The sequence below is a fragment of the Actinoplanes sp. NPDC026670 genome (assembly GCF_040638175.1).
In the GTDB taxonomy this organism is placed as follows: Bacteria; Actinomycetota; Actinomycetes; order Mycobacteriales; family Micromonosporaceae; genus Actinoplanes.
Window position 1 is genome coordinate 1 of the sequence record NZ_JBEZXU010000064.1, and the last position, 14,291, is coordinate 14,291.

The following is a 14,291-nucleotide window of genomic DNA, read 5'->3' on the forward strand; positions in this document are numbered from 1 at the left end:
CCAGTCCTCCACCTTCAGCACCCCTTCCAAGATCAAGGAAGAGGGGGTTAACTTTCGCGGATCCCTACGGGGTCACTCTTCAGGAAGCGGCGACAGGCCTCGTACTGCTTCTCCTTGGCCGAGAACAGACCGATGAGTACGACATCGGCACCGTCGAGTGGGTCACCGAGGTCCCGATACTGCTTCATGAGGCCATGATCGGTTCGGGTACGCCAGCGAGCTACAGGTTTTCGACCCGTTGACCACCGCGACGTCAGGCGACGAACGCTAACCGAGGAGCACCTTCACCAGGTCGCCTTCCGAGAAATGCGGGACGTCCTCATTTGTCGCGGGCAGCGCGTTCGCGATTGTTGCGCTCAGTGCTACCGCTGCTGGCGGCTGCCCTGGGTGCCGGCGTTCTGGGTGAGGTCGGCGCGTAGCTGGGTGCGGATGCGCATCAAGATCCGTCCGAGCATGTTCCGGCCGGTGCCACTCCGGCCGCGTCCCCAGTAGTGGTCAGTGCTGGTGTCCTCGACGATCTCCTCGTCGCCGGTGTCCAACAGGATGGCGCGGATGTCGGCGTGGGCGGTGAACTTGGCCGCCACGGCCCGGCGCATCACGTCGTCCTTGACCCGTTCCCAGTCGCGGCGCAGCGGCCGGGACCGGTCGCGGCCCAGCTCGGCGGCCCGCAACGGGGTCGCCGTCCGCCGGATGAGGTCGGCGTCGCGGGTGCCAAGGAACTTCTGGGCCTGGAAATAGTGCTCGGAGGTCGTCCACCAGTGGCCGTCGAGGTCGAAGCCGTGGCCGGAGAAGTTGGAGAAGCAGCCGTACAGAACCTCGTCGGCACCGTAGAAGTAGATCGTCATCAGGGCCTCAGAGCGGGGATCGGGAGATCTGCACCGTGTCACAGGCATCGACAGAGCGGCAACCGAGTTCGCTCGCCACCATCCGGATCGGCCGCGGATCGGACACGCCCTACCAGCTACCAGCGGGTCGTCGAGGCGCGAATCCCGGTCTCTGTTGCCGCTACGATCACGCTCGTGTTCATCGAGGTCATCGGCCCCCATCCATTACCGGACGACGTTGATCGAGATGACGTCGAGGATCTCCTTGTGGCAGCGCTGGGAGGAGACGGCGAAGTCACCGGTGCCGGTTCCGGGTCTGGACGCTGGCATCTCGACGTCGAAGTGTCGACCGGAGTCGAGGATTTTCAGCCCGTTCTCCGGCGGCTGGCTGCCGCTCTCGTAGACCATGATCTCGGCTGGATAGTCCTTCGCCCGGAGCACGACCGGGTTGGAGTTGTGGCCAGCGAAATCTTCTAAGCGGCCGGTCCCGGAACGTCCTCAACTGCCGCCGACCGTGCGGCCGGACTCAGCGTCCCGAGGCGGTGCCGTCGCCGACGGTCGTGGACCCACTGGAGCGGCCGACGACGTTGGTCTCCACCGTGCCGTCGGACACCGCGCTCTTGGCAGGCAGTCGGAACGCCCGCCGGTTCGCTGGTCATCGGCCGCAAAGTAGTCGCCGCCATCGAGATAGGCGCCGACATCAAGGAGTATCACGGCGACGGAACCGTCGACACGATCCCCACCGTCCAGCAACATCCCCAGGTCCGGACCTGCCGCCGCTATCACACGGCGAGTTCAGTCGAGGTGATCGGTGGCGCGGGTGCCCTGAGCGAGGGATCGACAGGCAGCAGGCACGCCAGCGGCAGGGCTCGGTTGGATACACGCGAATCCGGCCATGCCGGTTCCCGGGCCGAACCGTCGCATGCACGGTCCGATCGCCGTTAGGCTGCGAGGTCATGGGGGCGAAGACGGCGTTGCTGGCTTTCTCGGACGGCGACCTGCGGTCGGCACTCATCAGCGAGAGCCCATCCCTACAGATAGAGGCCGAGCGCCTGGTTCACGCCGTCCACCCCGGGTGCGAGGTGACGCCGAGCGAGGACGAGTTCCTGACGAGACTGTCATTTCCGCCTGCGGACCGGACGTATGCCAGGGTGCTGGCCGGCGCTGAGATTCTGTGCGACCGGCGACTCGTTCTTGACCGGCCGTCAGAACTGCCGGAGCACCTGCTGAGACTGGGCGAAGGCCGGCGGATCCTCATGCACGGCATGCACTCCGTCAATGACTGGCTCTGTTTCGCAGTGTGGGAGAACGGAACACTGATCCGCTCGCTGAGCCTCTCGCCGGACGGTGGAATCACTGAGAACATCGGTGAACCACTCGTGTTCGAGCGTCCCTTCTGGGCTGGCGAACATCCGGTTGAGACGGACCCCGACTGGGAGGATGAGGAGCCGTACCCGTTGTCGTTCCATCCGCTGGAAATGGGCGAGGAAGCGTTGCGCGCGCTGTATGGCTTCGTCCGCGAGGGCTATCCGCACCCCGACGACATCAACGCTGACGCCGTCCGCTTGCACGGATTCATAGTTCGATAGCGGCCGCCGCAGCGAGCCTCACGATCGGAGACATGCCGATGCCCGCGATCCGCACACCTTGAGCCACGACCATCATCGCAACGGTCCCGGCGGCGGTCTTGGCACCCCGTGTGAACACGTACTGAGCCCACTTCTACGGCGACCTGTCGTGCCACCTTCTCGGACGGCACAGCGCGACGGAAGACCGGATGGTGAAACAGCCGCGTATCCCAGACGTGGGTGGGACGGTCAGGAGTCGCCGCGGCCATTCGCTCGCGCGATGACCACGACGCCGGCGGCCACACCCAGGCCCGCACCCAGCGCGACACCGAGACCGACGTTGTTGAACAGGATCCCGGCGACGACGCCGAAGGCAGCGCCAAAGCCGGCCCAGACCCCGATATTTGACCAGATCCCGAGACTTGCGGTGCCCCGAGGTTTGTCGTTGCTCGCCATCGGATCTCTCCCCGGACATCGAGCGGACAGGCGGACGATCCAGGCGGCCCACCGTGGCGAATGCGCCACCGTCACTCTCCACAAGCTATCACCCGGCATCAATCGGCAGATCCTCGTCGAGGTGCCGGCCTCGGTCCGGTTCCACAGCTGAGAGGGGACGTGGATCCGTACCGTCGCGGTCATGTCGTTTGTTGTGCTCCCCCTGGAGCGATGCCCGGCGGGCTGGCGGCCGGCGTGAGACTGGTGGGAGTCTCCAGATTGATCTCCGGGCTGCGCAGTTCTGCGCGAGCGACCCGGTTGAACTCGCGTTCGGCGTCGCGGCATGCCTGGACGAAGGGCTCAGGAACCTGACCGGCCTCGTGATCGGCCCTCGCCTCGGACAATTGGCCCACCGCAAGCATGAGGGCGGCAGCGGCCTGGACCGTCTCCGTGGTGTGCGCGATCAGGCCGATCTCAGCTCGGAACCGGACGACCTGGACGCGTGACTGACCACCGTCAGCGTGCGGTCGGCGGGAGACCGAGGACGCCGGGAGGATCTGCACATCCGGGCCGAGAACCGTCGCCCGCCACTCCCGGCAGGCGGCGACGAAGGCGGCGTACGTCGCGCGCCGCTCCCGTAGCGACATCGTGTTCTCCTGGTGCACCCAGGAAGAGCGCTGCACCCGCGCGTTGAGCAGCGAACCGAGCATCACGCCGACCAAGGCGCCAGTGACCGAGAGGAATGCGAGAAACACCTGAGTCATGGCTTCAGAGTCGCCGAGAGCGTCAACCGTCCACAGATGCCAACTATTCCGACCGTCCTTCCAGATATCGACGAATACCACTACCGTCCGGTGTGGATCTAACCGATACACAACGGGGGAAAGTGATGGTTGGAATGAAGAGAAGGCTGCTCGGCGCCCGGACGATGGCGGTGCTGGCGGCCTCGGCCGTCGGGCTGGCCGGTCTGGTCGCGGCCGATCAGGCGGTCGCGATGGCCGATGCGCCGCAGACAGCCGACGCGGCCTACGGTTATGTGGTCAAGGTAGGCGTCGGAGGCGCCCGCGCCTGCACCGGGGTGCTGTTGGAACCTCACCTGGTGGCCACGTCGAAGGAATGCTTCACCGTCGGATCGGCCGCGCCGGTGACCGGCCCGCCGCCGGCCGGCAGCACCGTGACGACCCGCTCGGACCAGCCGTCGGCCGCGCAGACCATCGCGGTCGACTACCTGCACGTCCGCGACGACCGGAACCTGGTCGTGGCGCATCTGGCCAAGAACGTGACAGGTGTACGGGGCAGCGCTCCCGTATCGGCTTCCGCCTCGGTAGCCGGTGAGACACTGCGGGTTCTCGGATTCGGCCGGACCTCACGCGAATGGGTGCCGGCCCTGCCGCACACCGGTCAGATCTCGGTGCAGGACGTCTCAGCGACGGGCCTCGGGATCACGCCGCTCGCCGACGGCACGATCTGCAAGGGCGACGCCGGCGGCCCGGTGATCCGCGAGAACAGCGCCGGCACAGCCGAGCTGGTCGGCGTGGTCAGCACCTCGTGGCAGGGCGGGTGTCTCGGCGAGACGAGCACGCGGCGCGACGCCACCGCGACCCGTGTCGACGGCCTCGCCGGCTGGGTCGGCCAGCTCAAGGAGTTCGAGCTGACCGGCCGCGTGGAGGCCGCCGGCGGAACCGGCTGCCTGGTCATCAACAACGGCACCACCACCTATCAGCTGGCCGGCGGCGATGCCGCCATCGTCAAGGCCGGCCAGACCGTCCACGTCTACGGCTATCGGGCGCCGAGTCCGGCCGGTTCCTGCACCCAGGGGGTCCGGATTCAGATCACCCAGTCGTACGCCGTAAGCACCCTCGTCGGAACGGTGACGCAGGGCGCTGAGGCGTGCCTCCTGTTGTCCTCCGGCGGCGTGACGTACCGCCCGATCGGTGGCGATCCGGCCGTCATCAAGCTGGGCGCGAAGCTGAGCATTGCAGGCTATGCCGTCTCGGGTGCCAGCAACTGCGCGCAGGGCACGGCGTTCCGGGTCCTGTCGGTCACGCCGGCGAAGGCGGTCAGCCTGCGCGCCCGGGTCAACGGCAAGTACGTGACCGCGGCCAACGCCGGGGCCGACCCGCTGATCGCCAACCGGGACACGGTGGGCGGCTCGTGGGAGAAGTTCGACGCGTTCGAGCTGGGTGACGGCGTCATCGCGCTACGGGCGCAGGTCAACGGAAAATGGGTGACGGCCGAAGGCGCCGGCGACCGGGAGCTGATCGCCAACCGCGACTACGTCGGCGGAACATGGGAGAAGTTCCTGCTGGTCCGCAACGCCGACGGCAGCATCAGCCTGAAGGCGGTGGTGAACGGCAAGTTCGTCACGGCCGAGGACGGCGGGGCCAAACCGCTGATCGCCAACCGGGACACGGTCGGCGGAACATGGGAGAAGTTCGACCTGACCAACCTCTGACACCGTTCGAGCCCGAAAGGGAGGCCCGCGGCCCGGCTGCGGGCCTCCCCGAGCGCGCACACGATCTTGGGGCGCCGCTATCGTTCGATGCAGAACTCGTTACCTTCGGGATCGCGAAGCGTCACCCAGCCGCGGTCTTCGGGACCGCGGTGGTCTTCGTAGATCGTGGCTCCGAAGCCGACGGCCCGTTCGACCTCCTCGTCACGGGACCGCCCGTCGGGCTTCCAATCGAGGTGGACCCGATTCTTGGCCGCGCGCGGCTCCGGGACCCGGATGAACAGCAGGCCAGGCAAGGGGTCGGGGGCCTCGACGAGTACCTCGTCGTCGCCGGGCTGATCAATTCCAGAGATCGGCCAGCCGGTCAGGCGACTCCAGAACGTGGCCAATTCAAACGGGCGCGCACAATCGACGGTCACGTGACGCAGTCTCATCCGCAGCACGGTAGGCCACGATCAGAGCGGGCATCAAACGCAAATCGGCGTGATAGGTATGGCTCCTCAACAGGCGCAGTCATGTGTGGCCGTGATGACAGCGAACACGTGACGCGTCGGCTCGTCTTGTCACACGGCCGGCCGTGCCGATGAAACGGGACGCTCGAATCGCAGCAGGGCGCATCAGAATGGGCAGATGAACGACCATGAGCTCGTCGGCTACCTGCGCCGCTGCAACGAGGCAGACAACCATCGGTACGCCGATGTGGCGGGCCGTTTCGGCGGGGAGGCAGTGCTGGACAGCCACCTGCCATTGCTCGACCTGGTCGACCAGCTTGCACAGGACTGGCAGGTCATGGACTCCACCGACGAGCGTTATGCCGGCCTCACCTACGCGTTGAAGGTCCTCGTGCAGGCCTACTGGAGTGAACCTGCCTAACGGCGCACGGATTGCCGCTGTCTGCGCGTGTGGGCCGAGCACTCACATGGTGCCGGGAGCGCACGGACCGCCGATCGGACGTTGCTACACGAGCGCGCTGCATGCTTCAGCCCATGCCCGACCAACCGATGCCGATCCCACCGAGCAGGCTTACTACCGACAGCGTCCCGCAGGTGATCGCGAGACGGCGCTGATCTCGAAAGTCGTCCCACCAATCCTCGGCATCGAGCACCACGAAGAAGCACGTCACCACGACGACGGCGAACACGCCGGCAATCCCAATGAGGGCAGGGACAGCGAACCAGACCGAAACGGCGGCGACGGCCGTCAAGCCCGCGTAAGCAGCCATGACCAGCACCCAAAAGATTGTGACAGCGGCGTAGTACGTCAACCTCTGCCGTGCCCGGAAACTGCGAGGTGACCCGACATCGGTCGGTTGCGCTCGTCGTCGCTTCGCTGCGCTGGACATGAGATGAGCGTGTCGCATCGTCCGCTTCAGGGAGTCACTGTGCGTCCGAGATATGCCTCACTCCCATGTAGCGCCGGGCTGGCGGTTCGGATGCCCGTGGTAGCCATGGGCGCCCGAACGTCGTCGTTTCCTGGCCGTCCGGTGTTGCGAGGCGGTAGAGAGTAGCGTCGATGTTGTGGAGGCGTTTTCCCGTGACGGCATGCGGTTCGGTGTGTCGGATGAGGGGCCGGTGGGCGCGGAGACGGTCGTGCTCCTTCATGGGTTCCCGCAGAGTGCGCAATCGTGGGCCGGCGTCTCCCGGCCGCTGGTCGCGGCCGGTTACCGGGTCATCGCGCCGGACCAGCGCGGCTACACCCCGCTGGCCCGGCCCCGGTCCCGGCGCGCTTACCGGCTCAACGAGCTCGTGGCTGACGTGGTGGCCCTGATCGACGCCGCTGGGGCCGAACGGGTTCACCTGGTCGGCCACGACTGGGGCGGCGGGGTCGCGTGGATGGTCGCCGCCACGAGACCGGATCGCCTGCACACCCTCACCGCTGTTTCCGCGCCGCACCCACGTGCGGTGGTGAAAGCCATGCTGACCGGCCGGCAGTCCTGGCAGGCGTGGCACGTCGGGTTCTTCCAGCTGCCGTGGCTTCCCGAAGCTGCCATCCGGTCGCGGGGCGGGCGGCTCGCGGTGGCGATGCTCGAACGATCCGGTCTCAGTACCGACCTGGCGAAAACCTACGCCGACCGGCTCATCAACGACCCGGACGGCCTGGCCTGCGCGTTGCGCTGGTACCGCGCCATGCCGCTCGACACTGCCGTCGGTCTCCGGACCGGCGCGGTCACCGTCCCGACGACCTACGTCTGGAGCACCGACGACATCGCCATCGGCCGCCGTGCCGCGGAGCTGACCAGCCGGTGGGTGACCGGCCCGTTCGACTTCAAGGTGCTCGACGGCGTTTCACATTGGATCCCCGAACAGGCGCCGGATGAACTGGCCACGTACATCCTGGAGCGAATCAGAAGCATCCCGCCGACGACCTGAGCGACGCGTCACCGACGGCGGAAGCGGTCCTCACCTCAGGAGAAGGGTGGGGTCCTGGCTTGGCGGGGCGCCGAACTGGCGGCGGTACTCGCGGCTGAACTGGGACGGGCTCTCGTAACCGACGTGCCGGCCGACGCCTGTGACGTCTCCGGGGCGGGTGGCCAGTAGCAGCCGGGCCTGCTGGAGCCGGATCTGTTTCTGGAACTGGATCGGGCTCATCGCCGTCACCGCCTGGAAGTTACGGTAGAACGCGGACACGCTCATCCCGGACAGCTGCGCCAGCTCCTCCACCCGGAACGCTGTCGGATAGTGCTCGCGGATCCACCGGACCGCCCGTGCCACGTGCGCGAGATTGCTGTCGGCCAGGCCGAGTTGGCGTACCGCCGCGCCCTGCTCTCCGGTGAGGACCCGCCACAGGATCTCGCGTTTGATCAGCGGCGCCAGCACCGCCGCGTCCCGCGGATGGTCGAGCAGGCGGACCAGCCGGAGCACCGCGTCGAGCAGTTCGGCGGGCGCGTCGCTGACCGCCACCCCGGAGGGGACGCCCGGGGCCGGCGGAAGATCGCCGGGGTCGGCCTGCAACAGGATCTCGGCGACAGCGGCGGGCCGCAGGACCAGCCCGAACCCGAGCGCCGGCCGATCATCGGTGGCGCCGAGGAAGTTGCCGGTGACGGGCATGTCGACGGACGCGATCAGATACTGGCCGGCGGTGTACTCGTAGACCCGGCTGCCCAGCGCGAGCCGTTTCGCGCCCTGGACGATGACGGCCAGCACCGTGCCGGTCATCGACGGCTGCGGCGACTCCGGCTCGACGACCCGGGAGAGCAGCACGTCCTCGATGGCGGTGCCCTGGTCGGCACGCGCGTGGCGGACGATCAGATCCCGCAGCTCAGCCACACTCATGCCCCCATTCTCTCCATGTCGGGAGGATCAGGCAAGTACCGGCGAGCATCATTCTAACGTTTGAGCAGCTCAGATTGGTTTCATTGGGTGGTCGAGATTCCACCCGATGAGAGGAACATCCAATGCACGGGTTCCATGCCACCATGACCGCCCGGCCCGGCCGGGGCGCCGAGGTCGTGGAGCTGCTGCTCAACGCGCCGTCCCTGCCGCACGCCGACTGCGTCGTCTTCCTGGTCGGCCGGTCGGCCGCCGACCCGGACACCGTCCACGTCACCGAGGGCTGGACCAGTGAGCAGGCCCACCAGGCGTTCTTCACCACCGGGCCGGCGCAGGCGCTGGTCGCCGCGCTTCAGCCTCTGCTGACCGGCGAGTCGCACTACACCGACGAGGTGCCGGTCGGCGGAAAGGCCGCGTTCTGATGCGCCCCGCCTACGACCCGGACCTCGCCGGCCTGCTCGCCGGCATGCCACCGATGCCGCAGCTCAACACCGAAACCCTCGATCAGATCCGGCCATACGCCGTAGGCGCCCCACACGAGGGAGAGACGGTCACCGTCGCCACGCCGGACGGCACCCCGATCCCGTTGACGATCTTCAGGCCCGGCGACACCACGGCGGCTCCGTGCGTCTACTGGATCCACGGCGGTGGCATGGTGATGGGCGACCGCTACTCCCAGATCGACATCCCGCTGGAGTGGCGCGACCGGTTCGGCGCCGTGGTGATCTCGGTCGACTACCGGCTCGCCCCGGAAGCACAGGGCACCACCCTGGTCGACGACTGCTACCACGGCCTGCTCTGGGTCGCCGAACACGCCGCCGAACTCGGCATCGACCCGAACCGCATCGTCGTGGCGGGCGCCAGCGCGGGCGGCGGGCTCGCGGCCGGGGTGACCCTGATGGCCCGGGACCGCGCCGTCCCGGCGATCGCCGGCCAGGTGCTGATCGGCCCGATGCTCGACCACCGCAACGACAGCACGTCAAGCCGCCAGTTCTCCGGCGAGCCCGGTGTGTGGACCCGGGAGGCGAACGCCTTCGGCTGGCGGTCGGTGCTCGGCGATTCCGGGGCGGTCTCCCCGTACATCTCCCCTGCTTTGGCCGACGATGTCGGCGGCCTGCCGGCCAGCTACCTGGACGCCGGATCGGCTGAGGTCTTCCGCGACGAGACGGTCGCCTACGCCGGCCGGATCTGGGCCGCCGGAGGCCAGGCCGAACTGCACGTCTGGGCCGGTGGCTGCCACGGCTTCGACGCCCTGTTCCCCACCGCTCCGATCTCCGCCAGCGCCCGGCAGGCCCGCACCGACTGGCTGGCCCGACTTCTCCGAGAGGTACGTTGATCATGCAGATCGCCATCGTCACCGGCGCCAGTTCCGGCATCGGGCAGAGCGCCGCCGTCCAGATCGCCAGGCGTGGCATCGGGGTCGTGCTCACCTATCAGGGCAACCGGTCCGGCGCGCTGGACACGGTCGCCGCCATCGAGAGGGACGGTGGCACCGCCGTCGCGTTGCCGCTGGACCTCGGCCGGTCCGAGACGTTCCCGGGCTTCCGTGACGCGGTGGCCGGCGCGCTGCGTGACATCTGGCGGCGTGACACGTTCGACCACCTGGTCAACAACGCCGGGGCCAGCCGGATCGCGATGTTCGAGGAGACCACCGAGGACACCTTCGACACGCTGATGCGGGTGCTGCTCAAGGGGCCGTTCTTCCTCACTCAGGCGCTGCTGCCGCTGCTGGCCGACGGTGGCGCGATCGTCAACGTCACCAGTGGCGCGGCGACGACCGTCACCGAGCCGGGGTATGCGGCGTACGGCTCGATGAAGGGCGGCCTGGTGGTGCTGACCCGGTACCTGGCCAAGGAACTCAGTGGCCGCGGCATCCGGGTCAACTCGATCGCGCCGGGCGCCACCCGTACCCGCTTGGCCGACAACGCCTTCGAACGCTATCCGGAGGTGATCCCGGGCCTTGCCGCCCGGACCGCTCTGGGCCGGCTCGGCGAGCCGGACGACATCGGCGCCGCCATCGCCGCCCTGATCGGCGCCGACCTGGCCTGGATGACCGCACAGGACATCGAGGTCTCCGGCGGCTACGACCTGTAAGAGAGGCGATACTCGATGGCCAGCAGGCATCGGGTGTCGGCATAGTTCGCAGTGACGATCTCAGATGAGTGGGGAGCTGCGTCGCGGTGCGGTTCAGGGTGCTGGGCGACGTCGAGATGCATGTCGACGGGCAGCTCGTGGAGATCGGTCACGCCCGTCAGCGGTGTGTGCTGGCCGTCCTGCTGGTCGACGCGAACCGGCCGTTGACGACCGAGACCATCATCGACCGGGTGTGGCCGGACCGGCCGCCGCAGCGGGCCCGGCAGACCCTGGCCGGCTACCTGTCCCGGCTGCGGCAGATCCTCGCCAAGGCCGGTGCGGCCCGGATCACCCGGCGTAACGGCGGGCACGTCCTCACCGTCGACCCGCACACGGTCGATCTGCACCTGTTCCGGCATCTGGTGGAGCAGGCCCGGGCCGCCGACGATCCGCAGAGCGCCGACGACTCGTACCGGCGGGCGCTGGATCTGTGGCGGGGCGAGCCGTTCGCCAACCTGGACACGCCGTGGCTGGCCGCGGCCCGGGAGTCGCTGGACGGCGAGCGGCGGGCCGCCGAGCTCGAACACTTCGAGCTGGCGCTGACCCGTGGCCGGCACCGCGAGATCCTGCCCGCGGTGACGGCCGGCGCCGCCGCGCACCCGCTCGACGAACGGCTCGCCGGGGTCCTCATGACGGCGCTCCACCGCAGTGGCCGGGCGGCGGAGGCGCTGCGCCACTACGCGAACCTGCGGGAGCGGCTCGCCGACGAGCTGGGCGCCGATCCGAGCCCGCCGGTGCAACGGCTGCATCGCCAGATCCTGGGCGCCGCGCCGAAACCACCGGCCGTGGTGCCCCGGCAGCTGCCGACGCCGGCCCGGCTGTTCGCGGGCCGGTCACGCGAGCTCGCCACCCTCGACCGGCTGCTGACGCAGGGCGGTTCCACGGTCGTCGCCACCGTGGTCGGTGCGGCCGGAGTCGGCAAGACCGCCCTGGCCGTACGCTGGGCGCACGCCGTGGCCGCCCGGTTCCCGGACGGGCAGATCCACCTCAACCTGCGCGGCTTCGACCCGGGCGGCATCGCGGTCACCACCGCCGAAGCGGTGCGCGGCTTCCTCGACGCGCTCGGTGTCCCGGCGCCGCGGATCCCGGCGAGCACCGACGCGCAGATCGGCCTGTTCCGCAGCATCGTCGCGGACCGGCGGATGCTGATGCTGCTCGACAACGCCGGCGATGTGGCGCAGGTCCGGCCGCTGCTCCCGGGCGCCCCGGGCTGCCTGGTATTGGTGACCAGCCGCAACCAGCTCGCCGGCCTGATCGCCGGGGAGGGCGCGGTGCCGCTCGCGCTGGACCGGCTACCCGCTGACGAGGCCCGCCAGCTGCTGGTCAAGCATCTCGGTGAGGCCCGGGTGGCCGCCGAGACGGACGCCGTCGACGAGATCATCGCCCGCTGTGCGGGCCTGCCGCTGGCGCTGTCGGTGGTGGCCGCCCGCGCCGCGACCCATCCCGCGTTCGCGCTGGAGGCGCTGAGCCGTGAGCTGGGCGAGGTGGAGTCCGGGCTCGACGCGCTCACCGCCGGAGATCCGCACAGTGATGTACGGGCGGCGCTGTCCTGGTCGTACCACCGGCTCGACACCTCCGGCGCCCGCCTGTTCACACTGCTCGGCCTGCACCCCGGCCCGGACGTGGCGGTTCCGGCGGTGGCCAGCCTGACGGGTTGGCCGGCCCGGCTGACCGCGTCCCGGCTGGCCGGCCTCGCCGACGTCAACCTGCTCGACGAGCCCGCGCCGGCCCGCTACGCGCTGCACGACCTGTCCCGGCTGTACACCGCCGAGCTCGCCCGGCTCGACCCGGGTTCGGCGGCCGACCGTACGACCGCTGCGGAAAGAATGGTCGCCCACTATCTGCACACCGCGTACGCAGCCGCGATGTGCCTCGACCCGAACCGTGACCCGATCCTGCTGGGTCCGCTGCCGCCGCAGGTTCTCACCACCCGGTTCCCCGATCTGGAGCAGGCGCGCGCCTGGATCGCCGGCGAGTATCCGGTGCTGCTGACCCTGATCGAGCACGCCGCCCGTACCGGCCTGGACACCGACGCCTGGCGGCTGGCCTGGACCCTCACCGACTTCCTGAACCGCACCGGCCGCTGGACCGACCAGGCCCGGGTCTTCACCATCGCCGCCGACGCGGCCCATCGCAACGACGATCAACCCGCTGAGGGGTACGCCCAGCGCATCCTCGCCCGAGCGCTGGCCCGGTTGGGCCGTCACGACGAGGCGCACGCCCGGCTGCGTACCGCTCTGCTGCTCTTCGACAAGCTCGGCGACCCGGCCGGGCTGGCGCACACGCATCTCGGGGTGGCCTGGGTCCACGAACAGCAGAACGACCACCACCAGGCGTTGCGGCACGACAGGCATGCTCTCGACGCGTTCCGGGCAGCCGGCCACCTGGTCGGTGAGGCCCGGGCGCTGAACAACATCGGCTGGCGGCTCAGCGAGTCGGGCGATCACCGCCGGGGGCTCGCGCACACGCGGGAGGCGCTGGCACTGTGCCGCCGGACCGGTTCCCGCTACGACGAGGCCAACACCCTGGACACCCTGGGGTACGTCCACGGCCGGCTCGGCGAGCACGGGCCGGCCGCCGACTACTTCCGGCAGGCGATCGGTGTGTTCCGGGAGGTCGGTCATCGCGACGGCGAGGCGAGCGCGCTGATCAACCTGGGCGACACCTGCCGGACCGCGGGCGACCCGGCGGCCGCCCGGACGGCCTGGCAGGCGGCACTGACCATCCTGACCGCTATTGATCATCCTCGGGCGGAGGCGGTCCGCACCCGCCTCAGTTCTCCGTCGGCAGATGCGCCGCCTCCACCAGGAGGTGGCTGAACACCGGGTTGAACCCGGCCGGGCCGGAATGGCTCTTGAGCAGCGGCACGCGGGTCCCGTACACCGGCATCCGAAGGGTCTGCGCAAGCATCCGCAGGGTCCGCCGGCCGGCCTCGGTCACCGCCGTCTCGCACCCGAGCAGGCGCACCGCGACGATGCCGGCGCCGGCCAGCAGGCCGTCCCCGGCCGCGGCCCGGAAGAACCGGGCCACGACCGGATTCAGCATGTCGATCGGGGTGTCGCCGAGCCGGAGCAGGTGATGCTGCCGGGTCGAGTGACCGATAAGGTTCAGGCTGGCCGCCGGGCCACGATGCCGTTCCAGGACGGCCCGCAGATCGGCGAGCCCGGCCGCGTGGCGCAGACCCACACACCGGGCCTGCCGGCCGGCGAAGAAACCCTCGGCGCAGTCGGGCGACGCGACGTTGAGCGAGTCAGTCACCGGCACAGTCCGGGGCCTTCGAGACACCCCACTGTGGTACGGCCACCCGGCACTGATCACCATCGGCCGTGAACCCGGCGACCGGCAGCCCGACAGTCACCACCGGCACGGTGAACGCCAGGAACGCGGTCGCCGTAGACGCCGAGGCGGCCAGCAGAGCGGCAGCCCGCACCCGAGCCCGTGGTTCGGGCCGTGTACCCACGATTCCCGCCTCAGTCGCCCTTGAACGGCGGCAGTTTGACCTCGATGAGCGCGAGCATGGCGGTGGTGACCACCATGGCGCTGCCGTGCAGCAGTGTGGCGGGCCGCGGGCGGCGGCGCCGGGCCGGTCGGGGTTCGGTCATTTCTTGTC

At 69.3% G+C, this 14,291-nt stretch carries 19 protein-coding genes; 9 read left to right on the plus strand and 10 right to left on the minus strand.

What is annotated here, in order from left to right:
* Window positions 1–242 (plus strand): hypothetical protein (locus AB0E94_RS41025; RefSeq protein ID WP_360337857.1); only part of this gene is annotated, 242 nt, incomplete at its 5' end.
* Between the two features lie 120 nt (window positions 243–362).
* Here AB0E94_RS41025 and AB0E94_RS41030 read toward each other — a convergent pair.
* Both AB0E94_RS41030 and AB0E94_RS41035 read right to left on the minus strand, forming a co-directional pair.
* Window positions 363–845, minus strand: coding sequence for an NADAR family protein (locus tag AB0E94_RS41030; protein ID WP_360337860.1), 483 nt, complete (start codon window positions 843–845; stop codon window positions 363–365).
* A gap of 204 nt (window positions 846–1,049) precedes the next feature.
* Window positions 1,050–1,265 (minus strand): hypothetical protein, encoded by a 216-nt coding sequence (locus AB0E94_RS41035; RefSeq protein WP_360337863.1) that lies wholly within the window; start codon window positions 1,263–1,265, stop codon window positions 1,050–1,052.
* A 515-nt stretch (window positions 1,266–1,780) separates the two neighbouring features.
* On the opposite strand from AB0E94_RS41035, the gene AB0E94_RS41040 reads away from it, so the two are divergent.
* Window positions 1,781–2,413 (plus strand): hypothetical protein, encoded by a 633-nt coding sequence (locus AB0E94_RS41040; protein ID WP_360337866.1) that lies wholly within the window; start codon window positions 1,781–1,783, stop codon window positions 2,411–2,413.
* A 228-nt stretch (window positions 2,414–2,641) separates the two neighbouring features.
* Here AB0E94_RS41040 and AB0E94_RS41045 read toward each other — a convergent pair whose 3' ends face one another.
* Entirely contained in the window at window positions 2,642–2,848 is a 207-nt protein-coding gene (locus AB0E94_RS41045) for a hypothetical protein (RefSeq protein WP_360337869.1), read from the minus strand.
* 179 nt (window positions 2,849–3,027) lie between these two features.
* A complete protein-coding gene (locus AB0E94_RS41050) occupies window positions 3,028–3,672 on the minus strand; it encodes a hypothetical protein (protein ID WP_360337872.1) in 645 nt (214 codons plus the stop codon).
* Between the two features lie 53 nt (window positions 3,673–3,725).
* Between AB0E94_RS41050 and AB0E94_RS41055 the strand changes: the two genes are divergently transcribed.
* A complete protein-coding gene (locus AB0E94_RS41055) occupies window positions 3,726–5,282 on the plus strand; it encodes a trypsin-like serine protease (RefSeq protein ID WP_360337875.1) in 1,557 nt (518 codons plus the stop codon).
* Between the two features lie 77 nt (window positions 5,283–5,359).
* On the opposite strand, the gene AB0E94_RS41060 is transcribed toward AB0E94_RS41055, so the two are convergent.
* Complete coding sequence (locus AB0E94_RS41060; protein WP_360337878.1) at window positions 5,360–5,713, minus strand: VOC family protein; 354 nt, start codon at window positions 5,711–5,713, stop codon at window positions 5,360–5,362.
* Window positions 5,714–5,909: 196 nt separating this feature from the next.
* Between AB0E94_RS41060 and AB0E94_RS41065 the strand changes: the two genes are divergently transcribed.
* Window positions 5,910–6,152: a hypothetical protein gene (locus AB0E94_RS41065; protein ID WP_360337881.1), complete on the plus strand. Its 243-nt coding sequence runs from the start codon at window positions 5,910–5,912 to the stop codon at window positions 6,150–6,152.
* A gap of 106 nt (window positions 6,153–6,258) precedes the next feature.
* Here AB0E94_RS41065 and AB0E94_RS41070 read toward each other — a convergent pair whose 3' ends face one another.
* Window positions 6,259–6,510 (minus strand): hypothetical protein, encoded by a 252-nt coding sequence (locus AB0E94_RS41070; protein ID WP_360337884.1) that lies wholly within the window; start codon window positions 6,508–6,510, stop codon window positions 6,259–6,261.
* 286 nt (window positions 6,511–6,796) lie between these two features.
* Here AB0E94_RS41070 and AB0E94_RS41075 point away from each other — a divergent pair, with 286 nt between their 5' ends.
* Complete coding sequence (locus AB0E94_RS41075; RefSeq protein WP_360337887.1) at window positions 6,797–7,648, plus strand: alpha/beta fold hydrolase; 852 nt, start codon at window positions 6,797–6,799, stop codon at window positions 7,646–7,648.
* 30 nt (window positions 7,649–7,678) lie between these two features.
* Here the strand turns inward: AB0E94_RS41075 and AB0E94_RS41080 are convergent, their stop codons facing one another.
* Window positions 7,679–8,551, minus strand: a complete 873-nt coding sequence (locus tag AB0E94_RS41080; protein ID WP_360337890.1) for an AraC family transcriptional regulator — start codon at window positions 8,549–8,551, stop codon at window positions 7,679–7,681.
* A 122-nt stretch (window positions 8,552–8,673) separates the two neighbouring features.
* Between AB0E94_RS41080 and AB0E94_RS41085 the strand changes: the two genes are divergently transcribed.
* The 4 genes from AB0E94_RS41085 (at window position 8,674) to AB0E94_RS41100 (ending at window position 13,500) form a co-directional block, all read left to right on the plus strand.
* Complete coding sequence (locus AB0E94_RS41085) at window positions 8,674–8,970, plus strand: antibiotic biosynthesis monooxygenase (RefSeq protein WP_360337892.1); 297 nt, start codon at window positions 8,674–8,676, stop codon at window positions 8,968–8,970.
* Window positions 8,970–9,884, plus strand: a complete 915-nt coding sequence (locus AB0E94_RS41090) for an alpha/beta hydrolase (RefSeq protein WP_360337895.1) — start codon at window positions 8,970–8,972, stop codon at window positions 9,882–9,884. Before AB0E94_RS41085 ends, AB0E94_RS41090 begins: the two co-directional genes overlap by 1 nt.
* 2 nt (window positions 9,885–9,886) lie before the next feature.
* Complete coding sequence (locus AB0E94_RS41095) at window positions 9,887–10,642, plus strand: SDR family oxidoreductase (RefSeq protein ID WP_360337898.1); 756 nt, start codon at window positions 9,887–9,889, stop codon at window positions 10,640–10,642.
* Window positions 10,643–10,728: 86 nt separating this feature from the next.
* Window positions 10,729–13,500 (plus strand): BTAD domain-containing putative transcriptional regulator, encoded by a 2,772-nt coding sequence (locus AB0E94_RS41100; RefSeq protein WP_360337901.1) that lies wholly within the window; start codon window positions 10,729–10,731, stop codon window positions 13,498–13,500.
* On the opposite strand, the gene AB0E94_RS41105 is transcribed toward AB0E94_RS41100, so the two are convergent.
* From AB0E94_RS41105 to AB0E94_RS41115, 3 genes are read right to left on the minus strand one after another with little or no spacing between them, the layout of a single operon-like run.
* Window positions 13,454–13,939 (minus strand): hypothetical protein, encoded by a 486-nt coding sequence (locus tag AB0E94_RS41105; RefSeq protein ID WP_360337904.1) that lies wholly within the window; start codon window positions 13,937–13,939, stop codon window positions 13,454–13,456. The genes AB0E94_RS41100 and AB0E94_RS41105 overlap by 47 nt on opposite strands.
* On the minus strand, window positions 13,932–14,111 hold the full coding sequence (locus tag AB0E94_RS41110) for a hypothetical protein (RefSeq protein WP_360337907.1): 180 nt from the start codon (window positions 14,109–14,111) through the stop codon (window positions 13,932–13,934). The genes AB0E94_RS41105 and AB0E94_RS41110 overlap by 8 nt, the downstream gene beginning before the upstream one ends.
* 40 nt (window positions 14,112–14,151) lie before the next feature.
* Window positions 14,152–14,283, minus strand: a complete 132-nt coding sequence (locus tag AB0E94_RS41115; protein WP_360337910.1) for a hypothetical protein — start codon at window positions 14,281–14,283, stop codon at window positions 14,152–14,154.
* Between the last annotated feature and the right edge of the window lie 8 nt (window positions 14,284–14,291).